The sequence below is a fragment of the Hyphomicrobiaceae bacterium genome, from assembly GCA_041397645.1.
Lineage (GTDB): Bacteria > Pseudomonadota > Alphaproteobacteria > Rhizobiales > Hyphomicrobiaceae > Hyphomicrobium_B.
Genome location: JAWKWE010000009.1, coordinates 1 through 22,197 on the forward strand (window position 1 = coordinate 1; position 22,197 = coordinate 22,197).

Sequence of the window (22,197 nt, forward strand, 5' to 3'; positions counted from 1 at the left end):
GCATGCATTGCCGTGGCTTTTTCCCAGAAGGTTCTCTCCGCCCGCATGACACGGGGAAATGCAGTAGGCGTGACCAAGTCTGGAAGTACGTCTGAAATATCGCAGCGGATCGAATGTCGATCTGCCGGTTCACCCGTGGATCTGGCCCCGAATTCCAAAAGGACTGCAGGGCGCACATAACCTGTTCCACTGCGAACCGCTTCATATTCGAGGTACAATTGATCCTCTTTCTCGACAAGGGCCGCAGCGAGGCCTTGTGCCCTGATCGCGTCCGCAAGGATTGTGTGAGGGGCTGTCCTCACCCATTCGGCGAGACGTTCGCGAACCGTATTAGTCCATTTCTTGGCCTGAGACCGGCTGGACGGGTAAGGATCGTCCAGGTTTTCGATCAGGTCCGGAATGATCTGCCTGATATCATAGGTCAGGTCGACGTCTTCCGAAAACCGGCTGATGGCTTTGTAGGCCTTGGAGAGCGACGTTCCGCCCTTGAAAACAAGATGTTCACCAACGGGATGTGCAAAAAGCGTATTAAGCGCCCAAACGACCCAAATATCCTTCTCCAGAAGGTCAGCGGGCCGCCCCAACAGAGAGGCGGCCGATTCCAAAGCATCAATCTTGTCTCCGGTCGGGAGTTCAAAGTAGTCTGGCGGCATCATAGTGAGCCAGTTGGCGCGGCAAGATTGCTGAGTTCCCTTGCCATCCAGGTTGGCGCGCTGGCGCGCAAACCGAACAGTTCGCGCTGCTCTTCCTCGGTCAATTGAGATCGGATCCGAGACAAGGCCTCACGTGCTCCAAACTTCCCAAAATAGGCCAGCGCACGAAAGGCATGTCCGGCTTTGGTGTCAGGCGCACGAAGCTGCCAGTTCGGCACATGTTTGAGCTCAACCTCTTGCGCACCAAGCTTCAGATGCCGGCTGGGACCGGATGTCCAGAAGATCTGGCGCGCAGGGTTTTGCGTTGACAAGCCAAGGATGTTGGCCGCCGATGCGCCGCTGATTGAGACACGTTCCCCGGTTGTCCTGGCAATGTTTTCCACCACGGCGTCGACAGAGGGCGCGCGTTCGCCAAATCGTGTCTTGACCGGCATTGCGAACAGGCCGCGCCTGACCCGCATGAGTTCACCGCGCTTTACAAGCCTCGAGAGCGCTTGGTCCACAGCAGCGCGTTCGCCCAGATGCAGCAACTCCCTTGCGGACAGGGTGGCCCCCTCCGGCAAAACCTTCGCATACGCCTTGATGGCCTGAATTGTGGTGTTCATGACATTCTCCGCTGTCAGAAACATAGATTGTTTTCTGACAACATGCAATGCAAATTTCGCAGAGATGTTGAACGATCCCGTCCCGGCAAGCGTCATTCAAAGAAAATTGTCGAAATGTAGAGACCTTCGGCTGAGCAGGCCGAATTGCATTCCAGCGTCATGCACGACGCTGAGGCGAAAAGATGGACTGCTATTGCCGCATGCACACAATCTGTTGCACGACATGCGTCATACGCTCGGCAACTCTATACCTGCCTTTTGCCCACAGCCTTCGCAAAAGCGTGACCGGCACCATTTCATCATACTTTGCTGATTGTAGATTTTCGACGAAGTCAGAAATCGTATCAATGTCTGGCGGACGCTCAGCGATACGTTGCAAGACCGAGTGTTGATTTCCACTGAGAAGTGACCCGGGATACTGGAATTTTTCCATTGAGATTTGACCCATGTTTTAACCGCCCCTCGCGTGATTTTGGCGAGGGACAACGGAGTGATAGACATGGCGTTATTGAGCGTTATCCGACGCTGGCATTTTCGAGATCATTTATCGATCCGTGCGATTTCAGCACGCACCGGGTTATCCCGGAATACGGTTCGCAAATACCTGCGATCCGCTGCAGTTGAACCGAAGTTCAAGGTCCCGGAGCGGCCAAGCAAGCTCGACGCATATGCCGACAAGCTTTCAAGTTGGCTGAGGGTGGAAGCGAAGAAGTCCCGCAAGGACAAACGCACCGCCAAGCAGATTCATGCCGATTTGGTTGCCCATGGTTATGAGGGCTCCTATGGTCGCGTTGCAGCCTTCATCCGCGAATGGAAAGCAGACAGGCGAAGAGAAGAGCAAACAACCGGACGCGGGACATTCGTGCCGTTGGCATTTGAGCCTGGCGAGGCCTTCCAGTTCGACTGGTCCGAAGACTGGGCGATCATTGGCAATGAGCGCACGAAGCTTCAGGTGTCACATACGAAGCTGAGCTACAGCCGTGCGTTTGTCGTGCGAGCCTATCTTTTGCAGACACACGAGATGCTGTTCGACGCTCACAATCACGCGTTCCGCGTCTTTGGCGGCGTTCCCCGACGCGGGATCTTCGACAACATGAAGACAGCCATCGACAAGGTTGGACGCGGCAAGCAACGCGATATCAATATCCGCTTCATGGCGATGGCCAGCCATTATCTATTCGAGCCCGAGTTCTGCAATCCTGCGTCGGGCTGGGAGAAAGGACAGGTGGAGAAGAACGTCCGAGATGCCCGTCACCAGCTCTTTCAACCAATACCGCGCTTTCCATCGCTAGAAGCCCTGAACGACTGGCTGGAGAGCCGTTGCAAGGAACTGTGGACACAAACCCGTCATGGCAGCCTGCGCGGGACCATCGCCGATATCTGGACGGAGGAAGTGCCATTCCTCATGTCTCAGCAACGCCTGTTCGACGGTTTTGTCGAATACACCAAGCGTGTCTCTCCGACCTGCCTCATTCACTTCGAGCGCAACCGCTATAGCGTGCCGGCATCCTTCGCCAATCGTCCTGTCAGCATGCGGGTCTATCCGGACAGGATCGTCGTTGTCGCGGAAGGCCAGGTCATCTGTGAACATCGCCGCGTGATTGACCGTTCTCACGATGGTCCCGGACATACGATTTATGACTGGCGACACTATCTGGCGGTCGTGCAACGCAAGCCCGGTGCGCTTCGCAATGGTGCCCCGTTCATCGAACTTCCGGATGCCTTCAAGTCGCTACAGCAATACCTCCTCAAAAAGCCCGGCGGCGATAGAGAAATGGTCGATATCCTGGCTCTGGTCCTGCAACATGACGAACAGGCTGTGCTTTCCGCCGTGGAGATGGCGCTGACATCAGGCGTTCCAACCAAGACGCATGTGCTGAACCTGTTGCACAGGCTCGTCGATGGCAAGCCTATCACCCCGCCAACAATCAATGCACCGCAGGCCTTGGCGCTTACAAATGAGCCGAAGGCCAATGTCGAGCGCTACGATGCGCTGAGGAAGAATGCGGAGGTGCGCAATGCGTCATAATCCAGCCAGTGGAGCCATCGTGATCATGCTTCGTGGCCTCAAGATGCACGGCATGGCGCAAGCCGTCGGGGAATTGACCGAACAGGGATCGCCTGCCTTCGAGGCTTCCATTCCGATCCTGTCGCAACTCCTCAAGGCAGAAACAGCTGAACGGGAAGTGCGATCGACGGCTTATCAGCTAAAGGCTGCGCGCTTTCCGGCTTACCGGGATTTGAACGGCTTTGATTTTGCCAGCAGCGAGGTCAACGAGGCGCTCGTGAGGCAGCTTCATCGCTGCGACTTTATCGACGAAGCCAACAACGTCGTTCTGGTCGGCGGCCCCGGTACAGGCAAAACGCACATTGCCACGGCCCTCGGCGTGCAGGCCATCGAGCATCATCGCAAGCGAGTTCGTTTCTTCTCGACGGTTGAACTCGTCAATGCGCTGGAGCAGGAGAAGAACCAGGGGCGGTCCGGCCAGATCGCCAACCGCCTGGTCCATTCCGACCTCGTCATCCTTGATGAGCTTGGATATCTGCCGTTCAGCGCCTCGGGTGGCGCATTGCTGTTCCATCTTCTGAGCAAACTATACGAGCGCACCAGCGTCATCATCACCACCAACTTGAGCTTCTCGGAATGGGCGAGCGTATTCGGTGACGCAAAGATGACGACGGCGCTGCTCGACCGTCTCACGCATCACTGCCATATCCTGGAGACCGGGAACGACAGCTTCCGCTTCAAAAACTCGACCGCACAGCAGCCTCAAAAGAAGGAGAAAAAGCCAAATCCTTGACCACGGCTAACCGCCGTTCCATACATCAAAGGCGGGTCAACTCTCGGTGAAAATCCCGGGTCACTTCTCAGTGGAAATCAACAAGATCGGCCTCGGCGGTCGCGCGATAGCTCGCCGACGGGCGGAGAAGGAACTTATCGAGGGTATCCCGTCTGATCGGCTTGCATCACTGGACGGGCTGTTAGAGGTTGACCCATCGATCGGCCAGACGCGCTTTCATTGGCTGCGCTCGGCGCCAGAAGCGCCGGGGGCATCCAACCTGGTAGGACTGACTGAACGGATTGCGTTCCTGCGCACGCTGGGGATCGATCCGAAATTGCGGGTGCGCATGTCATCGGGACGGTGGGACCAGATGATCCGTGAAGGCAACGCCACGCCAGCATGGCTGGCCAATGACTTCACCGCGAGTCGCCGGCACGCTTTGATTGTGGCACAAGTCATCAAGCTCGGCCAAAAGCTCACCGACGATGCAGTGTCGATGTTCATCAAGCTGATGGGTAGGCTGTTCTCGAAAGCCAATAACCGCAAGAAGCAGCGGCACATGGACTGCAGGCCGGAAACCGCCAAAGCGCTGCGCATGTTTCTTGACACGATCACGGCTCTGCAGTCCGCGAATGACTATGGCCGGAACGCGTTGGAGGTCCTTGATCAGAAAGTTGGTTGGCATCGGATCCTCCGGATGAAACCTGAACTCGAGTCGATGGTCGAGGACAACGAGGCGTCGCCGTTGACCTTGGCGGGCGAGCAATATGCAACCGTAAGCAAATATGTGGGCGCATTCTTGCAGGCGTTCACGTTCCAATCGGCGCGGCGACACGATCCTCTTCTTGCGGCAATTTCTATGCTGAAACGGCTCTATGCCGAGAAGCGGCGGACGCTTCCGGATCGCGTACCCGTCACCCACCTCAGTCAAACCGATCGAAAACTCATTTTCGGGGAAAAGCCCGATCGTCGCCTCTACGAGATCGCGACGCTCGCGGTGTTGCGAAACCGGCTGCGATCCGCAGACATATGGGTCGAGGGCAGCCGATCCTTCAGGCCGATCGACGAGCATCTCATGCCGCGGTCGACATTCACCAGAATGAAGGAAGAGGATCGCCTCGGATTGGGCGTCCATGGTGACGGCGCGCAGTGGCTTGCCGAAGTGCGTCAGATGCTCGACTTCAACCTGAAGCGGCTGGCGCACAGAGCACGGTCCGGAAAGCTCGAAGGAGTTCGCCTTGAAGCTGGTACCTTGACCGTCACGCCGACCGCCGGCGAGGTTCCCGCTGCAGCCGAGGAACTGAATGCCGAGATCAGCGATATGTATCCAATGGTCGAGGTGCCCGACCTGTTAAGGGAAGTGCATGAATGGACTGGCTTTGCGGATTGCTTCACACATGTTCGCACCGGCGACGTCCCAAGGAATGTCTCGGCCATGCTGGCTGGCGTACTAGCCGATGCGACCAACCTCGGTCCGAGGCGGATGGCGAGTGCATCCAAAGGAATCAGCGCTCACCAGATCGGATGGATGCGCACGTTCCATGCGCGGTCGGAAACCTACCGCGCGGCGCAGGCCTGCGTGACAGACGTACACACCCGCCATCCGCATTCTCGCCTTTGGGGCAACGGAACAACTGCATCATCCGATGGCCAATTCTTCCGCGCGAGCGACCGCGCCGCAAAGCGCGGCGACATCAATTTGCATTACGGCAGCGAACCCGGATCGAAATTCTACAGCCATCTGTCGGATCAGTACGGGTACTTCAGCATTCTGCCGATCAGTCCGACCGAGAGCGAGGCGGCCTATGTGCTCGATGGACTATTCGATCAGGACACGGTCCTCGATATCCAGGAGCACTTTACCGATACTGGCGGCGCAAGTGATCACGTCTTCGGGCTGTTCGCGCTGATCGGCAAGCGGTTCGCACCGCGACTGCGCAATCTCAAAGATCGGAAGTTCCATACGTTCGAGAAAGGTGCCGCATACCCGGCGCTGTCGAACCACATCGGCGCACCGATCAATGCAGCTCTGATTCTCGACCATTGGGATGATCTGCTCCATCTGGCGGCGTCAATCACGACGCGATCCGTAGTGCCGTCCACGATCCTGAAGAAGCTGTCCGCGTCTCCGAAGGAAAGCCAGCTCGCAAGGGCGCTACGGGAACTTGGTCGCATCGAGCGATCGCTGTTCATGATCGAATGGTACTCGAGCCCGGCGCTACGGCGAAGGTGCCAAGCCGGCCTCAACAAGGGCGAAGCTGCGCATAAGCTGAAGCGCGCCGTTTTCTTCCACGAGCGCGGCGAAATCCGCGACCGATCGTTCGAAAGCCAGGCGTTCCGCGCCTCCGGCCTCAATCTCGTAGTCAGCGCGATCGTGCACTGGAACACGGTCTATATCGAACGGGCCGTCACCCACTTACGTAAGGCGCGTCACGACATTCCAGATCATCTCCTCAAGCATGTATCGCCGCTCAGCTGGGAACACATCAATCTGACCGGCATCTACACCTGGGATGCAGAACACCAGATGCCTGAAGGCTTCCGGTCGCTCAGACTTCCGGCTCGGCTGCGCCGCGCCGCATGACGTTCATGCTCCGTCCGACCTTAGCGTGTCGCTGGGAACAACTCTTGTTCCGTCCCCATGCAGGAACGATCCGTGCTCATTCCGGTGAAGCGCTGACATCCAAGTTTCCTCAAGGATCAGGCGGGATGCCGTCCGAAGCGAAGGAGGAGATCTGGAGCGAATGGGATGCGTTCCGCGCCTATGCTGAGCGGATGGGAATCCTGGCCGGCGGCTTGGCCGAAGCTGCCGACAACGGGCTGATGAAGGACATGGGCGGGCATGCCATGGAGCATGGCGATCACCTGGACCCGGCCATGCTCGCCGCCATGCCCGCCGACGGTGTGTTCATGATGATCGGCAAGACATGCTCGGCCTGCCATGAGAAGTTCCGCCAGAAGATGGAGTGAGAGCCGACAGGAATTGCTACGAACGCTATTTCCTCCGGCGGACGATTCTTTGATCAGGATTCCAGTCCATCAAACTTCCAAAGTCGCTGATGGCAAATTGCACGTTCTGCTCAGTAAGATGACGGCGCCAGGCCATGGCAAATGGCTGCTTTCGGGTGGCTACTGACTGTCGCTGGATGACGGAAATGAGGGCGCATACCGGACTGGCGGCCCAGTTGGACTTCTCACCCCGTCAAATGAGTTCTTTCCTGTCTACACGCAATTGCCGTCGTTCACTCGACAGCCGCTAGACGCTGCAACGAGAACGCAATAAGCCTTGGTCAATCGGCTTGGCCTGCAAGCACCGGCGGCATGTGGAGATAGCGGGCGACCTTACGCTTCGCCGCAATGTCGCTCCACTCGGCCTCGACCTGCGCTTCGCTGAGACCGATGGCGGCGCCGGCCTCGGCGGCGGGAACGCCGTTGTCGAGAGCGTAGAGGCAGGCGTCCATCTTGGCGTAGGGCAGCGCGAAATAGAACTCTTCCTGCGTCTGCGGCAGCGAATAGGTGTCGGTGGTCGGCGGGCGCTTGCGTATCTTTTCGGGCACGCCGAGATGGGCGGCAAGTTCATAGACCTGCGACTTGTAGAGATGGGCGATCGGCTTGATGTCGGCGGCGCCGTCGCCGTTCTTGACGAAGAAGCCCTGATCGTATTCCAGCCGGTTGGGCGTGCCGATGACGGCGAAGTTCAGCCGGTCGGCGTGGTAATATTCAAGCTGCTTGCGCGTGCGCTGCTTCATGTTGGTGGCGGCGACAATGCCGAGATAGGCGTCCGCCGGCAGGCGCAGCTTGCGCATGGCGCCATCGGGCGCGCGCACCACCAGCGACGAGATGTTGTAGCCGCCCGCCGTCAGCGCGTTGTCGAAGACGATCTTGCTCGACCAGCCCGCGCCATAGTCCGGCACGACCTGGCGGATGGCGTCGTCTCGGCGGCGATAGCAGCCCATCGCATCCAGCGCCGGGCCGATATCCTCGACCGCGTGTTCGATGCCGAAGGTTTCAGCCACGGCCTCGCCGAGCCGGCGGCTTTCGGGATCGGAATCGTGTTCGGGCATCAGCAGGCCGAAAACGCGTCCGGAACCGACGGCACGCACCGCCAGGGCGGCGCAGACGGCGGAATCGATGCCACCGGAAATGCCGATGACGAAGCCGCGCTTGCGCAGATCGCCGCGCAGGATGTCGCGCATGCGCGCGGCGATGCGGTTGGTCTCGGCCCCGGCGTCGACGGAAAGAGCCGCAAGAGTGAAGGCCGGAGCCTGTGTGCTCGTTTCGCTCATGGCGTGGTGCCTCCACCCGATGCAAGGCGGCGGCTGAGCTTGCCGCTACCGGTCTTTGGCAGCGCCTCACAGAACTCGACCTGCCGCGGCACCATGAAATCGTTCAGCATGCGGGCGCAATGACGCAGGACGTCTTCGGCGGTCAGCGTATCGGCCGACGTGACGATCATCGCCTTGAGCGTCTCGCCCAGCACCGGGTCCGGCATGCCGACGACCAGCGCCTCGACCACGCCCTCCAGATCGTAGAGGACGGATTCCACCTCGCGCGGCGCGACCTTGAAACCGCCCGTCTTGATGATGTCGTCCCGGCGCGAGACGAAAGTGACGTAGCCGTTGCCGTCGGCAAAGAACAGGTCGCCGGTATGGAGGCGCCGGGCTCCCGTCAGCGGATCGGGACGCAGGGCTTGCGCCGTCGCATCGGCATCGTTCCAGTAGCCACGCATGATGTGCGGCCCCGAAACGACCAGTTCCCCGACAGTACCGGACGCAACCTCATGACCGGTCTCGTCGACGACTTGGATGGCGGTTCCCGGAATGGCGATACCGGCGGAGGCCGGGCGCAGGTCGATGTCGCCCGGCGGCAGCCACGTCGCCCGCACGCATTCGGTCTGGCCGTACATGGAATATAGCTGCACGCCAGGAAGCAGCGCGCGCAGCCTGCGGATATGAGCGACTGGCAGGGGAGCGGCTGCGCTGGTGATGTAGCGCAGGCCCGCAAACAGGGCCGGGTCCAGCTCTTCCATGCGCAGCAGCAGGGCAACCATGGAAGGCACCATCGGAAAACCGGTGACGCGCTCTTCGCGCAGGCGCTCCAGCACGGCGGCCGGATAGGCGAAGGATTTCTCCAGCACCAGCGTGGCGCCGACGCGCACGGCGGTGATCAGTTGCGTTAGCCCGTACCCAAACGACAGCGGCAGCACGCTGAGGATGACATCGGCTTCGCCATTGCCGAGATAGGAGACGATGGAGGCGGTCGCCGCATCGATATTGTCGTGCCCCATCATCACGCCCTTGGGATCGCCCGTGGACCCCGACGTGTAGATGATGGTGGCGAGATCCTCGTCGCAAAGCGCCGGGTCGGCGGAAAACGGCCCGGTCTCCAGGCATTGCGCGAAATCGGCGGCTGCCGGCAGCGCCGGATGCGGGCGGGTCAGGACCACCGCCGGGCGCGCTTGCGGGTTGATGGCAAGCGCATCCGCGACCGTGGCCGCGCCCCTGGCGTCGGCGACGATGGCCGCGGGCGAACAATCCGCGATGATGAAGGCGAGGCGCTTCGCCCTGGTAGACGGATTGACCGGGCAGGCCACGGCGCCCGCCTTCCACACGGCATAGAATGCGACGGCGGTCTGCCAGCCATTGCCGGCGAACACAACGACGCGATCGCCCCTGCCGACACCATTTTCGGCGAACCATGCGGCAAGGCCATCGGAGGCGTGGCAAAGTTCCGCGTAGCTTACCCGCCGCGCGCCGTCGACGATGGCGGTCTTGCCGGCATGGTGCCGGCAGCTTTCGCGGAGGTGGCTTTCAATACGCATCGCCGCGCTTTCAGGCCGCCTTCTTGCGTTCAATGAAGGCGGCAATCCGGTCGATGGAATCAAGGTTGGCCGGCACGATGTCCGCATCGGCGACCTTCAGCCCGAAGCTTTCTTCGAGAAAGCCGACCAGTTCGAGGATGCCGGTGGAATCGACCAGATCGTTTTCCATCAGCGACAGATCGCCGGGCAGAGGCTGGCTATCGTCGCCGAACAGGAAGTTCTCGACGATAAAGTCGCGGATCTTCTTTTGCACAGCATCAGACATGCGCCTGGTCCTCACCCTGTTTCCGTCCGGCGCGGCTGCTGGCTTGCGGCAAAGGTCCGGTGCCACAGCTGCGTCGAGAGAACGCCCATGAAGGCCGTATTATCCTTGAAGCTGGTTGCCCTTCCGTTAAGCGCCTTGCATTTCAGCTTCTCCACCATCCCCGCATTGAACAGGCCGGCCCCGGCGAGCGCATCGCCCGAGAACGCCGCATCCACCACGGGCCGGGCGGCGGGAACGGAGAACGCCTGGCTGTCAGGCGCGCGATAGGGCTGCTTGGGGCGGTCCACGACCGCATCCGGCACCAGGCCGCGCGCCGCTTCCTTGAGGATGAATTTCTCTTTCAGGCCGCGCAGTTTCAGGTTCGGATGAAGTCCGGCGGCGAAGGTGACGACGCGATGATCGAGAAACGGAAACCGGCCTTCCACGCCATGCGCCATCATCACCCGGTCGCCCTGGCTCGACAGGATGTAACCCGGCAGCAGGAAGCGGGTTTCGAGATATTGCGCCTGGTTGAGCGGGTGCCAGCGGCCGAATTCTTCGGGCAGTTGCGCGGTGAGATCAGCCGCCGCGTCATAGGTGCCGAGCGCATCTTTCAATGCCGGGAATAGAACAGCTTCGCCGCCGCGGTCGAACGGAAGCGCGGACGGTGCGAGAACAGCGGATCGGTGAGCTCATCCGTGCCGGCGGAGAAGAAATGGGCGAGATAGTCGGCGCTCTGGCGCTGTAGTTGCGGCAGATAGGGATAGAGTCGCTGGAACAACAGGGGCCGACGCGCCGAACCCGGCTGGCGGGCGCAAAAGCGCCGCATGGCGGCTTCGCGGAAAATATCGTAACCGGCGAAAACCTCGTCGGCACCCTCGCCGGTCAGCGCCACCTTCATGCCGTTGTCGCGAACGAGCCCGGCCAGCCTGTAGAGCGGCGCGGGGGCGGTGCGCAGGACGGGGCATTCGGCATGCGCGACGATGTCGGGGAAATCGGCGACGATCTCCTCTTCCCCATAGGATACCCGGTGGTTCGCCACGCCGAGCCTTTCCGCCACCTCCGCTTGCCAGCGGCTTTCGTCGTGTTCGGCGGAGCGGAAGCCGACCGAGAAGGTTTCGAGCCGTCCCGGCGCCAATCGCGCGGCAAGGGCGGTGATGAGCGAGGAGTCGAGCCCGCCGGACAGATAGGCGCCGACCGGGACGTCGGCGCGCAGACAGATGTGTGTGGCGTCTTCCAGCAATGCGCCCAGTTCACCCACCGGGTCCGCCGGGGTCTCGAACTCGCCATCGCGGGGAAATTCCAACCGCCACCACGGGCGCACCATCCGCTCGTGCTCCTGCGCGATCATCATGTGTCCGGGCGGCAGTTCGCTGACGCCCTTGAACGCCGTGCGCGGGGCGATCGGCGCCCATAGCGTGAAGACCTGATCGAGCGCGACGGGATCGAGTTCGGCCGCAAGCCCTGCACCTGCATCAGCGCCTTGACTTCGGAGGCGAAGAACAGCGTGCCGCCGATATCCGTGTAATAGAGCGGACGCACGCCCATGCGGTCGCGCGCCAGCCACAGGCTCCGCCGCCGCGCATCCCACAGCGCGAAGGCGAAATCGCCATTGAGTTCGTCGAGGCAGGCCGTGCCCATCTCGTCATAGAGATGAAGGATCACCTCCGTGTCGCTGCCGGTCGAAAGCGCCGCCCGCGCGCCTGCAGACGCTCGCGCAGTTCGACGTAATTGAAGATCTCGCCATTATACGAGATGACCAGATCGCCGCTTGCATCGGCCATGGGCTGCTGGCCGTCGGCGAGGCCGACGACGGAAAGCCGTGCATGGGCAAGCCCGATGCCAGGCGCCGCATGCGTGCCCTTCTCGTCTGGCCCGCGATGGCCGAGCGTGCCGGCCAGGCGCTGCAGCAGCGCCGGCGCCGCATCGGGTAAAACACCTGAACCGAAAAAGCCTGCTATGCCGCACATCGCGCTCGCCCGCCCGTCAATCGAAGCGGTCGCCGATGAGCCGCGTCCAACTCTCGCCCGACAGGCCATTGAGAAAGGCGCGGCCTTGCATGGCGGCGTCCGCCAGTTCCGGCCTGGAGGAATGGAACACGGTGGACGAGGCATGCAGGAAGGCGAACTTGCGGTCGAGCATGGCGTCGAGCAGCGCCGGCTGGGTGCGGCCGCGAATGGCGGCAAGGCCGCGCGCATGGGCATTGGCGAGCAGGCGTTCCAGCACCAGCCTTTCCATGCCGGGCGCGGCCATGACCTGCATCACCCGGCCGATGCCGCCGCGGTCGCCATAATAGACGAAGAGGCCGGCAAGCTTGCCACCACGGGTGTGCAGGATGCGCTGGACGCGCGCGCCATGCTTGGCCTTGGCGCGGGCATGGGTGAGCATGCGCGCAAGCTGTTCGTCGCTCCAGCGCGGATGCAGGGGATGATACACCACCAGTTCCAGGATGGCGGCGGCAAGTTCACCCTCGTCCGGTTCGGTTTCGGCAAGCGCATCCGCCTTGCCGGGACGCGGCTGGTAGCCCGCCCACGACAGGCGGTTCGCGCCGGCGCCCGCCGCGCGGTCGGCCAACCGGGCCAGCGGCGTAAATGCCCCCAGAAGGCCGAAGCGGCTGGCGGCCATGCGCGTGACGAAAGCGGCCGGGCGGATGACGCGCAGATATTCCAGGCTGTAGGAGGCCAATACATGGGCGCCCATGCGGCGCCACATCGCCGTCGAAAGATCGTTGGAGGTTTCGCTGAAGGACAGGTCCTGCGGGCCGGACAGCACGGCTTTCAGAAGACGTGCACCTGCGAAGGGGTCGGCCTCGTGGTCATCGACCATCCATGTGGTGCAGATGGCGGCGCGCAGGTGCTCGCCGTCCAGTTCCATGGTCTGGGGGAGAACGCCGATGAAGCCGTTCAGCCGGCCGTCTTCGGTGACGTGAACGCGCGAAACGATCTCCCCGTCGCATCCGTATGGCCCGCAGAAAAGATCGTCGAGATAGACCGCGAGCGCCGCGCCACCATCGGCAGAGGTTTCATGGCGCAGGATACGCAGGAACATCTGCGCCACCGCCGGGGCGTCGTCGTGCTCGAATGGCCTTACCTGTGACACATGCGTGGTCCCGTCATGCCAGAGCCGGTCGGCACGCTGCGTCCAGCGCACAAACCAGCAACTGCAACTGCATAGGGCAACACAGTTAAGTTTCGCTTAGCTGGCTGCAGTAGCGGCATTATGCCGCTTGAGACTGGAGCGAGCCATGTCCCATCCCAAATCGCTTTCTTTGATAAGATATCTCCGATGACTGTTTTCTGCTCCTCTAGGACCTTCGCCATTAGCAGCGAATGGCAGCTATTGGGATGAGCGCTACCGATCACGAATGACCGATTTGGGAGCGCAAACCGGTCACAGAATTCCCCAGGCCCGATACCGTCCCCTCCCCGTCATTTCGCGAACACCAAGCTCACTGACGAGATTCAATGCCCCACGAGGCGTGATCTTCGCGGCCTTGGCGACCATGTGTGCCGAGACGATGGGTCGCGACAAAAGAAGATCGATGGCAACGGGAAGGCTGCTTGATATGCGCTTGCCGACAGCGCGACGCTGGAGTTGTCGTTTCGCAAGCGTCAGACGGTCGATATCCTTTATTCCGGCCGAGGCGGCAGCGCTCATCCCATCGAGGAACGCGACAAGCCTCGTTGTCCGATCGCGGGCACGCCGGCGTTCCCGTGGAATTTCCCGCAAGCCCACCGAATAGGTGAGCAGATGCGATCGAACCTTTCCCCGGGATCTCAAGAAATCCGAAACGAGCACCTGCCCGAGCCAATGCTGCCGTTGCAGGGGTTCGAGGTGCTCCCAGGCATCCCAAAGTACTGCGGCGGCCATTGTGGCTGGCAGCGGATCGACTTCCTTTACTAAGGCGAGCCACTCGCCAATCCGCTCGCCTTCATCCCAGTCCGGATCGCGAATAAGCAGCCCGCCAACCCGGACCTCTGGTTCTCGCTTCCTTGGTTGGGCTGGCTCGTTGCCATCCACCAGCCACTTGGTCCGCGCGAGAACCTGATCGATTTCGGCCAGCTCAGGAGAGATCGCTGCGTCACCAACCACGTCGAATTCGTTCCCTTCCCCTCCCCTGTCGACGGGCTCAGCTACTATGGCGGCCTCTATCGCGACGCCAGCCAGCGCCATGATGCCCGACCGCGAAACCGCCCAGCCCGGATCGTTCCGCGCCACCCGGCGCCGCGCCCGCACAATGCGGTGCGCAATGACGAGTTCATGGCTCGGCGCGCGAATGTCCATCTGTGCGTCGTGGAGAACGAGGTCCTCGAGATGGACGAGCTCGCCGGCGATCCACATGCTGGAGACGGACTCGAAGAAATCGGCACGCTCGACGAACCCTGCGCCGACCTCCGACCGTGCCACGCGCTCATCAAGCCGAGCGAGGGCATCCTCCGCAGCCGCCATGGGTCCAACCATGGTCTCTAGGCGCAAATTGTCGATTTCATAAGACATTGATTAACCGTAATTAATAGTTTAATACGGAAGCTATCATGCTTTTTGTTTCCGTCACACCGGTATTTGTAATGCGTCTGAAAATTCAATACGCGCTGTGGCCTTCGTGATTGAACAGAGGACCTGCAATCGATGCTCAGATCGACGAGAGAGCCTGTTTTTCCGAGGTTTTTCGCGCTTTCAGGTGTCAGAAAGACGCTCACGAGACGTTTACAAACGATCAGTTAGGCGTATCTTCCATATTTGTATTTCCGCCCCTCCCCGATCGCTCAGATGCTGCAAATGGCCACAAGCACGCACAATCGCCCTTCCCGACAGCCTCAGGGACGCCTGATCGGCTATGCGCGCGTCTCCACGGACGAGCAGGCGACCGAAGCACAGGAACGCGAGCTTGGCGCGGCCGGATGCGAGGTAATCGTCCAAGAACACGGCTCAGGCGCTTCCAGAGCGCGTCCCGCGCTTGCCAGGCTGATACAGGAGATAAGTGCCGGCGATACGCTTGTCGTCGTCCGCCTCGATCGTCTGGCACGGTCTGTGGGCCATCTACTCGATGTGATCGAGGATCTGACAGCGAAAGGCGCGCATTTTCGGTCACTGCGCGATCCAATCGACACGAGTACACCACAGGGCATGTTTTCATTGCAGGTGCTCGGTGCGGTGGCCCAGCTCGAAAGAGCACTGAACTCGGAGCGCACCAAGGCCGGCATCGCCAACGCCAAAGCAAAAGGCCGGTTACCGGGCAATCCCGGTATTCGAGAAAGACGTCCCGAGGCGCTCGCCAAGATGACAGCGGCCCAGAAAGCGGCTTATGGCGCAAGGCTGCAATCGACCGCCCAACAATGGTTGCCCACAGTCCGCCGCATGCGCCCGGACCACACCTGGGACGATATCGCCCGTTTCCTCAAACAGCGCGGTGTTAACTGGTCGCCAGAGCGCCTCAGACGTGCCGTCAAATGGATGGTGGCCGAAGGCATGGCAGATGACGCTCTGCTTAAGAAATCGCCGCCACGGCCGCCGGAAGACCGCCTGATGACGCTCGTTGCCGGGATCCAGTCTTCCAATCCCGGCCTCACCCTTCGCGAGATCGCGAGCCAGCTCGAACGCCTGCATGAACGCACACCGCGCGGCGGCAGCAAATGGTCGCCCTCTTCGGTCAAAAACCTGTTGGATCGGGCGAAGCGATTGGGTTTGATAGAAAGCGTCTAACCGCTGTCAGAGGCGATTGCTGGAAGCGGTTATCCTTGCAAATCTTCCATCACGTGGAGCAATTACAAGGTAAACTTACACTTTGAACATAGAAACGGGCCCATCAAAAATCCCACGGGGAGATCACTTCAACGCCGGTCTCAGCAAAATCCTTGACGTTTCGCGTTGCCAGTTGGCCACCATTGACCCGCGCGATCGCTGCGATCATGCCGTCTGGCGCTGACATCCTCCGGCCTTCCCGTTTGGCGGTGCCCATGATGTCGCCATAGGCCATTGCTGCCTCTTCCGTGAGACCAAAAATCCGGTCCGCGAAACGCCGGCGCCAATCGGACAAGCCCTGTTCAAGTCGTTTTGCCCGTTCATCGGGCCTTATCTGTTCGATGCCGTACGAGACCTCGGCAATGGTGACCGTTGGAAGCGCCAGTTCTGCATCATGACGGATCAACCAAGCCATGACGGCCTCGTCGGGCACCTTGTTCAGTGTCTCGGAGACCACATTCGTATCGAGAAAGATCAAAATTTGGGGCCCTCATGCACGGTACGATCAGCACGGATGACCTCTTCCAGATCAATATCGGTACCGAAGGCGCTGGACACGCGCTTGTAGAACTCCGCAGCCGGTTCCCTGCCTGCTTCGCGGACCTCATAGGCCTCCAAAGCACGCTCAACGATTTCCGCGATGGAGCGATGTTCCCGCCGCGCAAGACGATGTGCCAGATCACGTGCCCTTGCGCTTCGAACAGAGAGTTGTGGTTCTGCCATGGCGATTTCCTTTCTGGCCACAATATACGTCAAACTCTGCTTGCCATCAAGATGGCTATCGATGGCATGATGGCAGATACGATCACTTCTTCGGCCTGTTGAGCGAATTCAGCAGCGCATCCGACACCTCAAACCGCCCTTTCCCCGTTTCACCAGAACCGGTTGGTTCTCCACCGGCCTTTGCGGCCGCCTTGTCCGCATCGAGCTTGGCCCTGAGCAGTGCCATCACCATTGGCCAGGTTGAGAACTGCCCTTCCCTCGCCTTGTCGGTCAGGCTGCGCAGATAACCGCCGGCGCTGTTGATCTGGTCAGCCCGCTGCAGGATCGCAGCCAAGGTAATCGCCGCCTGCATCTCGCCCATGGCTTCGCAGGCCTCCTGCCAGGCGCTTGGACTGACCCCCAGCATCGGCCGGGCGACCTCCGCCGCCGCCAGAAAGTCCCGCCAGTGGCGGATTTCACCACCAGGTGCCAGATCTTTCACGTCCGGGCAGGCATCCAGCACGATACCCAAGGGCAATTCGCGTTTTGGCAGGCTCCGCAGGTTGTCAGTTTCCGCAGGCGTGGCGCCTGCTTCTTCTTTTCTTCCTGAGCCATATTCAGATTCAAGATTGGAGTCTGGATTTGAATTCTGTTTGTGGCGTCCAGAATGGGACTCATTGGCGTCCGGATTCTGTGTTTTTGCGAATGTTTCCAACCGGTCATGCACTTCCACCCAGAGATCCTGAAGCTCTTCGCACAGGCTTTCGACAAGCTGCCGTGGTGCGCTCCGCGGAAGACGGCCGATAATCTCCTGGTAGATCTGGCTGATACGGCCCCAATTGCCCGGTACGCCCTCCTCGATGCCGGCGTCGATCATCTTCACGATATCCCGGCGGAGCAGCGTCAAACGCTCCTTGGCGACCTTGAAAGCCTTTTTCTCGGCTTGGACGGCATCTGCGAGTTCCTCGAATTCCGCGGCGCGTGCGACGATCGGAGAAAGATCGAAGCCATAAGCCTGTTCGACCTGCCCGCCCCTGCCCTTGCGCGCATAGCGCTTGCCGTTCGGGCTGTCTCTGCGGATGATCAGCCCGCAATCGACCAGCACGGCCAGATGCCGGCGCAACGTCGTTGGCGGCATGCCATTGGCACGTGCCATCAGCTGTTCATTGGAAGGCCACACAATCAGCCCGCCATCGCCGGAGAGCTCGCTGTCGGGATGGAAGGACAAAAGCGCGTTAAGGATCGCAAGCGAGCGATCTGTAGCACCCAGGAGATCACGAGCTTCCCGGATCGACCGGAAGACCTTCCACTTCTCGACACTCGCGTCTTGCGGTATTGATTTTGCGGCGACTTGGCTGGCCATTTGGCCAAGCGTCATCGGCCGCCGCCCAAAGGGCGTCGTTGTCATATGAGTCTGCATTTTCTCATCACCTATCGCTAGGCAATAGAAATCGGCTCGCCAAAATGGCGCTAAACGACTCACAAGAGTCTTGACTGCGATTCCGGGAAGTGCGATTCTCTAGCTGCTAAACTATCGAGAAGGGCTTCCGGAAGCGATTTCGGTGGCCTTTTTCTTTGCCGGTTTTCCAGATAGCCGTGAATTCACGGCCGTTTCGTCACAGATCACCCTCCCCATTTGCCTCTTGAAATTCCTCATAGAGACGTCCCAACTGGTTTGAAACGAATGCGCCAAATTTGGCAGCATCGTTAGATTTCAAGCCAAGCGTGAAAGATCGCCCACTCTCTTTCGTGGAAACTTTGATGGCGTCGTTGGCCAAGGTCCAAGATTTCTCTGCCACTTTCTGCTTCTTCGGCTTTGTGCGGTTTTTCGCCTTGAGTTCTCCTACAACGCGGTCAAACCGATCCTCGCTCGAGAGGTCTGCCGCTTCGCGACTATTCGCAGCCTTCAAAGCGATTTCGGTGTTTCCCGGCTTATCGAGCATGAGCTTGAGCTCATACCACCGATCACGACCAATCCCTTTTGCTCGACCGATAGCCTTAATCAACTCTGGATCCAGCGATGCGACAGAGAGCATCTTTGACAAGGTCGGCTTATCGACACCAATCGCGGCCAATGCCGTCGAATTGTCAGAATCATAGTTGTTCCGGACAATGTCAGCGGCGAACAGTGCCTTTTCGATAAAGGAAGTGTTTGCACGCGCATTGTTTTCCTGACCCTGGGCAATAACGTGCTCGCGATCCGACATTTTCTTGACGACCGCACGAAGCTTGATACCGAGCTCCTTAGCAGCGCGGTGGCGCAAGCGGCCGAATACGAGCATGTAGCGCCCGGGAACTATAGGGTGGGGGCGCATCAGCGCGGGCGTATTTTGCCCAGACTGCCGAATAGATTCGAGAACCTGGCTGTAGTCAGCGTCATAGTCAGATTTTTCGATATTCACGCGATCCTGAGCGAATGATTCATCCACCAAGCTGGGATCAACTTCGACAATCGTTTCCCCTTCCATCAACTTATCTGCATGAGCAGCCATCTCATCGATCGAACTGATGATAGAACGAGATGCTCCCTTAATTGTATAATCCAATGCAACAGGGGTTTCGGCGTTCCTTCCACCGTTGTCCATGATGTCAGCAAATGGGTTTTTCCGCGCCATCAGACTAAATTCCTCGAAAATGGGTTATACCGCTGAAATATATCGGTTTTTGGGTGGTTTTGACGGCAGTCAACATCACAACCTCCCCCAAGCACGGTGTATCAATCCCTGGATCTCAAAATTCACCCCATCGAGGCTATCAATCGCGCGATCGTAGGTGTCGCGATTAAAGTTCGATCTCTCTACTTCGTAGAGCGTTTGTTTCGTCAAACCGGCGTCCGAAATTGCGGTGGATTTGAGCATCGGGTTCTTCAGAATTTCTTCTGCGAGCATCGACTGCATGAAACCCAGCATTTGAGCCTGAGGAATATCTGTCGGCTCGTACCGAGTAATAAGATATCGCAGCCAATCAAGCCGCACATGTGCACCCGCTTTTTTGATCGATTTTAAAATATTGCCAAGCATCAAAAGAAATTGGCTCATGGACATCAGATCAAGCATCTGCGGATGCACGGTGATGAGTACGGACGTCGCAGCCGAGAGGGCAGAAAGGGTCAGATAGCCAAGTTGGGGAGGGCAGTCGATCACAACGATATCGTATCGGTCATCCACTGATCCCAAAGTACGTGCTATCCGCGTGAAGAACCGCTTCCCCTCCTGAGAGGGCGACTGCATCGCTAAAGGTGTGTCGTATTCATATTCTTGAAGTTCAAGGTTCGCCGGGATGATATCCAGCAACGGAAAGTTCGTGGCGCGAACGACATCCTCGATCGGCACCGGGTCATCGTATCGTATCGCGTCATACAGCGATGGATTCCGATCAAGCTCGGGTTGAAAGCCATGAAGTGCGGAAAGGGACGCTTGCGGGTCGAGGTCAATGGCCAACACACGGTGCCCGGTAAGCGCAAGATGCTGTGCCAAATGCGCAGTAGTCGTGGTCTTGCCAGAGCCGCCCTTGAAATTGACGACCGAAACTACCTGCAGCTTCTCACCAGGTCGTCGATGAGGGACATATTGCTTGGCATCGGTGCGCCCATTCTTATCAAGATAGTCCCGAAGCTCAGACATCTGCTCAGCGGTGTAAAAACGTCTCCCACCTGAACCTACGAATGGTTCGGGCCCTTTGTTCTCCAAGTGGAGGCGTTTCAGATTGTTAGGACTAATTCCCAGATAATGTGCTACTTCGGCCATCGAAAATCGGCGAAGTGACTTCTGACCGGTTGTCGGAAACTTCTCAACGCGCAATTGATCGAGCTTGCGCGATATTTCGGCGCCTTGCGACAATATTTTGTCGTCAAACTCGAAAGCAGGAAGAGCGGACATCCTGGGAAACCTCGAAGATTAGAAAATGGCGCTAAATACGGCCAAATGTAAGATTTAGCGCCAGTATGTTCGATTCTCCCTTTCTGGCAAGAGAAATAAGGTTAACGAAACCTTAACAAGCCTCGCAAGAGCGTCATGGAAAGGGCTATAAAAGTACCGCTTTATTACGTCTTTTCAATATCTTAGGTAGTTTCTACCCTCGAGCATCGCCGCGAGATCACCCCGGTAGTTCTGCCGGGGCCAAAGATGTGAATCAAATCCGCCTTCGACCCCATTTGCAAGGATTTAGGCGCTCTTCCCCAACGATTCCGGCGACTCAGTGGCTTGATGGCCGAATCGATACCCCGTTTCGGCCCCACAATAGCGCACCCGATTGACCCCGGCAGTTCTGCCGGGGTGATCAATTCGATCCGTTGAGCCACAACCCGCCCAAACTCAACAACCCGGGGGCAGGGTGGCATGGCATCGGCGCCAACCGACATCAGAAACATGGTTTGCGCATACGCAGGGACCGCATCATGAGCGCTGTTTCTTCGCATGCGCGCCTGGTCCGCAAGCTGCACGAAGCGCTGGGCGAAGTGATCTCGGCCGCGTTGGATGACGAACATGTCGTCGAAGTGATGCTCAATCCGGACGGGCAACTTTTTGTCGAACGGCTGGGGGAGGGGATTTCATCCATCGGCGCCCTGACGCCAGGCGCCGCCGAGATCATTATCGGCAGTGTCGCCCATGCGCTCCAGACCGAAGCCGACGAGACCCGGCCGATCATCTCCGGCGAACTTCCGATTGGCGGGCACCGTTTCGAAGGTCTTCTGCCGCCGGTGGTCAGCGCCCCGAGCTTTACCATCCGACGCCGGGCATCCCGGCTCATTCCATTAGCCGACTATGTGTCGTCCGGCGTGATAACCAAACTGCAGGCCTCGATCATCCGGCAGGCCATTGCCGACCGCCTCAACATTGTCGTCTCCGGCGGGACTGGATCGGGCAAGACAACGCTGGCCAATGCCGTCATCGCGGCGATTGTCGATGCTGCGCCGTCTCACCGCCTGATCATTCTCGAAGACACCGCCGAGATCCAGTGCGCGGCCGAAAATGCCGTCTCACTGCATACGACGGAGAGAGTCGACATGGGCCAGCTCCTTAAAAGCACCATGCGCCTGCGGCCTGACCGGATCATCGTCGGCGAGGTGAGGGACGGTGCCGCGCTGACACTGCTCAAGGCGTGGAACACCGGCCATCCGGGCGGCATCACCACAATCCATGCCAACAGCGCCCATTCCGCGCTTCGCCGTCTTGAGCAACTGACCGCCGAAGCAAGCCAGCAGCCCATGCACGCGGTGATCGGCGAGGCCGTTGATCTCGTTATCTCGATTGAACGCACAGCGACCGGACGGCGCGTGCGTGACGTCATGCGCGTCAACGGCTTCGAGCATGGGCGCTACCAGACAGACCATCACTCCCAGATCGACGAGGACAGTCATGCCGCATAGGTTCCGCAAATCCGCAATTGTTACCGGCCTCGCTCTTGCGACTGGCTTGGTCGTGGCCAGCCCCGCATTGGCAAGCTCTGGCGCTGGCCTGCCCTGGGAAGGGCCGCTGCAACAGATCCAGCAATCAATCACCGGACCGGTCGCGGGCTTCATTGCGCTTGCCGCGGTCGCGGTTGCCGGCGGCATGCTGATCTTCGGCGGGGAGCTCAATGATTTTGCCCGGCGGCTGATGTATGTCGTTCTCGTTGCCGGTATTCTTCTTGGCGCGACCCAGATCGT

The 22,197-nt window shown here is 59.5% G+C and carries 20 protein-coding genes and 1 pseudogene; 7 read left to right on the forward strand and 14 right to left on the reverse strand.

Annotated features, from left to right (window positions below; all coding sequences use genetic code 11):
* The 3 genes from R3D51_19235 to R3D51_19245 form a co-directional block, all read right to left on the reverse strand.
* On the reverse strand, positions 1–656 hold a 656-nt coding region (locus tag R3D51_19235), incomplete at its 3' end, for a nucleotidyl transferase AbiEii/AbiGii toxin family protein (GenBank protein MEZ5901620.1).
* The gene (locus R3D51_19240) at positions 653–1,258 is read right to left on the reverse strand and encodes a DUF6088 family protein (GenBank protein MEZ5901621.1); all 606 of its coding nucleotides are present in this window, start codon (positions 1,256–1,258) and stop codon (positions 653–655) included. The genes R3D51_19235 and R3D51_19240, both read right to left, overlap by 4 nt.
* 190 nt (positions 1,259–1,448) lie before the next feature.
* On the reverse strand, positions 1,449–1,706 hold the full coding sequence (locus R3D51_19245; protein ID MEZ5901622.1) for a hypothetical protein: 258 nt from the start codon (positions 1,704–1,706) through the stop codon (positions 1,449–1,451).
* Positions 1,707–1,757: 51 nt separating this feature from the next.
* Here R3D51_19245 and istA point away from each other — a divergent pair, with 51 nt between their 5' ends.
* Genes istA through R3D51_19265 form a run of 4 tightly spaced genes read left to right on the forward strand, consistent with a single transcriptional unit; the run spans position 1,758 to position 7,011 of the window.
* Positions 1,758–3,287, forward strand: coding sequence for an IS21 family transposase (gene istA / locus R3D51_19250; protein ID MEZ5901623.1), 1,530 nt, complete (start codon positions 1,758–1,760; stop codon positions 3,285–3,287).
* A complete protein-coding gene (istB, locus tag R3D51_19255) occupies positions 3,277–4,059 on the forward strand; it encodes an IS21-like element helper ATPase IstB (GenBank protein ID MEZ5901624.1) in 783 nt (260 codons plus the stop codon). The genes istA and istB overlap by 11 nt, the downstream gene beginning before the upstream one ends.
* Positions 4,060–4,105: 46 nt before the next feature.
* Positions 4,106–6,625, forward strand: a complete 2,520-nt coding sequence (locus R3D51_19260) for a Tn3 family transposase (GenBank protein MEZ5901625.1) — start codon at positions 4,106–4,108, stop codon at positions 6,623–6,625.
* 5 nt (positions 6,626–6,630) lie between these two features.
* Complete coding sequence (locus tag R3D51_19265) at positions 6,631–7,011, forward strand: cytochrome c (protein ID MEZ5901626.1); 381 nt, start codon at positions 6,631–6,633, stop codon at positions 7,009–7,011.
* A 320-nt stretch (positions 7,012–7,331) separates the two neighbouring features.
* Here R3D51_19265 and nadE read toward each other — a convergent pair whose 3' ends face one another.
* The 6 genes and pseudogenes from nadE to R3D51_19295 form a co-directional block, all read right to left on the reverse strand.
* The gene (nadE, locus tag R3D51_19270; protein MEZ5901627.1) at positions 7,332–8,327 is read right to left on the reverse strand and encodes an NAD(+) synthase; all 996 of its coding nucleotides are present in this window, start codon (positions 8,325–8,327) and stop codon (positions 7,332–7,334) included.
* The gene (locus R3D51_19275) at positions 8,324–9,862 is read right to left on the reverse strand and encodes a class I adenylate-forming enzyme family protein (GenBank protein ID MEZ5901628.1); all 1,539 of its coding nucleotides are present in this window, start codon (positions 9,860–9,862) and stop codon (positions 8,324–8,326) included. Before R3D51_19275 ends, nadE begins: the two co-directional genes overlap by 4 nt.
* A gap of 10 nt (positions 9,863–9,872) precedes the next feature.
* Positions 9,873–10,127: an acyl carrier protein gene (locus tag R3D51_19280; GenBank protein MEZ5901629.1), complete on the reverse strand. Its 255-nt coding sequence runs from the start codon at positions 10,125–10,127 to the stop codon at positions 9,873–9,875.
* An 11-nt stretch (positions 10,128–10,138) separates the two neighbouring features.
* Positions 10,139–12,076, reverse strand: a pseudogene (gene asnB, locus R3D51_19285) (asparagine synthase (glutamine-hydrolyzing)).
* A 16-nt stretch (positions 12,077–12,092) separates the two neighbouring features.
* Entirely contained in the window at positions 12,093–13,154 is a 1,062-nt protein-coding gene (locus R3D51_19290) for a hypothetical protein (GenBank protein ID MEZ5901630.1), read from the reverse strand.
* A 342-nt stretch (positions 13,155–13,496) separates the two neighbouring features.
* On the reverse strand, positions 13,497–14,603 hold the full coding sequence (locus R3D51_19295; protein ID MEZ5901631.1) for an RHE_PE00001 family protein: 1,107 nt from the start codon (positions 14,601–14,603) through the stop codon (positions 13,497–13,499).
* Positions 14,604–14,885: 282 nt separating this feature from the next.
* On the opposite strand from R3D51_19295, the gene R3D51_19300 reads away from it, so the two are divergent.
* The gene (locus R3D51_19300; GenBank protein MEZ5901632.1) at positions 14,886–15,809 is read left to right on the forward strand and encodes a recombinase family protein; all 924 of its coding nucleotides are present in this window, start codon (positions 14,886–14,888) and stop codon (positions 15,807–15,809) included.
* A 103-nt stretch (positions 15,810–15,912) separates the two neighbouring features.
* On the opposite strand, the gene R3D51_19305 is transcribed toward R3D51_19300, so the two are convergent.
* From R3D51_19305 to repA, 5 genes are all read right to left on the reverse strand, one after another.
* Entirely contained in the window at positions 15,913–16,326 is a 414-nt protein-coding gene (locus tag R3D51_19305) for a type II toxin-antitoxin system VapC family toxin (GenBank protein MEZ5901633.1), read from the reverse strand.
* On the reverse strand, positions 16,323–16,571 hold the full coding sequence (locus tag R3D51_19310; GenBank protein MEZ5901634.1) for a type II toxin-antitoxin system VapB family antitoxin: 249 nt from the start codon (positions 16,569–16,571) through the stop codon (positions 16,323–16,325). Before R3D51_19310 ends, R3D51_19305 begins: the two co-directional genes overlap by 4 nt.
* 82 nt (positions 16,572–16,653) lie before the next feature.
* Positions 16,654–17,970 (reverse strand): plasmid replication protein RepC, encoded by a 1,317-nt coding sequence (gene repC / locus R3D51_19315; GenBank protein ID MEZ5901635.1) that lies wholly within the window; start codon positions 17,968–17,970, stop codon positions 16,654–16,656.
* 196 nt (positions 17,971–18,166) lie between these two features.
* Positions 18,167–19,165: a plasmid partitioning protein RepB gene (repB, locus tag R3D51_19320; protein MEZ5901636.1), complete on the reverse strand. Its 999-nt coding sequence runs from the start codon at positions 19,163–19,165 to the stop codon at positions 18,167–18,169.
* 75 nt (positions 19,166–19,240) lie between these two features.
* A complete protein-coding gene (repA, locus tag R3D51_19325) occupies positions 19,241–20,428 on the reverse strand; it encodes a plasmid partitioning protein RepA (GenBank protein MEZ5901637.1) in 1,188 nt (395 codons plus the stop codon).
* Between the two features lie 518 nt (positions 20,429–20,946).
* On the opposite strand from repA, the gene trbB reads away from it, so the two are divergent.
* The gene (gene trbB / locus R3D51_19330; protein ID MEZ5901638.1) at positions 20,947–21,918 is read left to right on the forward strand and encodes a P-type conjugative transfer ATPase TrbB; all 972 of its coding nucleotides are present in this window, start codon (positions 20,947–20,949) and stop codon (positions 21,916–21,918) included.
* On the forward strand, positions 21,908–22,197 hold a 290-nt coding region (locus R3D51_19335), incomplete at its 3' end, for a TrbC/VirB2 family protein (protein MEZ5901639.1). The genes trbB and R3D51_19335, both read left to right, overlap by 11 nt.

Coding starts and splice junctions, on each gene's coding strand:
- R3D51_19240 (MEZ5901621.1), bottom strand. CDS start 1,258: ATGAACACCACAATTCAGGCCATCAAGGCGTATGCGAAGGTTTTGCCG.
- R3D51_19245 (MEZ5901622.1), bottom strand. CDS start 1,706: ATGGGTCAAATCTCAATGGAAAAATTCCAGTATCCCGGGTCACTTCTC.
- istA (MEZ5901623.1), top strand. CDS start 1,758: ATGGCGTTATTGAGCGTTATCCGACGCTGGCATTTTCGAGATCATTTA.
- istB (MEZ5901624.1), top strand. CDS start 3,277: ATGCGTCATAATCCAGCCAGTGGAGCCATCGTGATCATGCTTCGTGGC.
- R3D51_19265 (MEZ5901626.1), top strand. CDS start 6,631: ATGCTCCGTCCGACCTTAGCGTGTCGCTGGGAACAACTCTTGTTCCGT.
- nadE (MEZ5901627.1), bottom strand. CDS start 8,327: ATGAGCGAAACGAGCACACAGGCTCCGGCCTTCACTCTTGCGGCTCTT.
- R3D51_19275 (MEZ5901628.1), bottom strand. CDS start 9,862: ATGCGTATTGAAAGCCACCTCCGCGAAAGCTGCCGGCACCATGCCGGC.
- R3D51_19280 (MEZ5901629.1), bottom strand. CDS start 10,127: ATGTCTGATGCTGTGCAAAAGAAGATCCGCGACTTTATCGTCGAGAAC.
- R3D51_19290 (MEZ5901630.1), bottom strand. CDS start 13,154: ATGTTCCTGCGTATCCTGCGCCATGAAACCTCTGCCGATGGTGGCGCG.
- R3D51_19295 (MEZ5901631.1), bottom strand. CDS start 14,603: ATGTCTTATGAAATCGACAATTTGCGCCTAGAGACCATGGTTGGACCC.
- R3D51_19300 (MEZ5901632.1), top strand. CDS start 14,886: ATGGCCACAAGCACGCACAATCGCCCTTCCCGACAGCCTCAGGGACGC.
- R3D51_19310 (MEZ5901634.1), bottom strand. CDS start 16,571: ATGGCAGAACCACAACTCTCTGTTCGAAGCGCAAGGGCACGTGATCTG.
- repC (MEZ5901635.1), bottom strand. CDS start 17,970: ATGCAGACTCATATGACAACGACGCCCTTTGGGCGGCGGCCGATGACG.
- repB (MEZ5901636.1), bottom strand. CDS start 19,165: ATGGCGCGGAAAAACCCATTTGCTGACATCATGGACAACGGTGGAAGG.
- repA (MEZ5901637.1), bottom strand. CDS start 20,428: ATGTCCGCTCTTCCTGCTTTCGAGTTTGACGACAAAATATTGTCGCAA.
- trbB (MEZ5901638.1), top strand. CDS start 20,947: ATGAGCGCTGTTTCTTCGCATGCGCGCCTGGTCCGCAAGCTGCACGAA.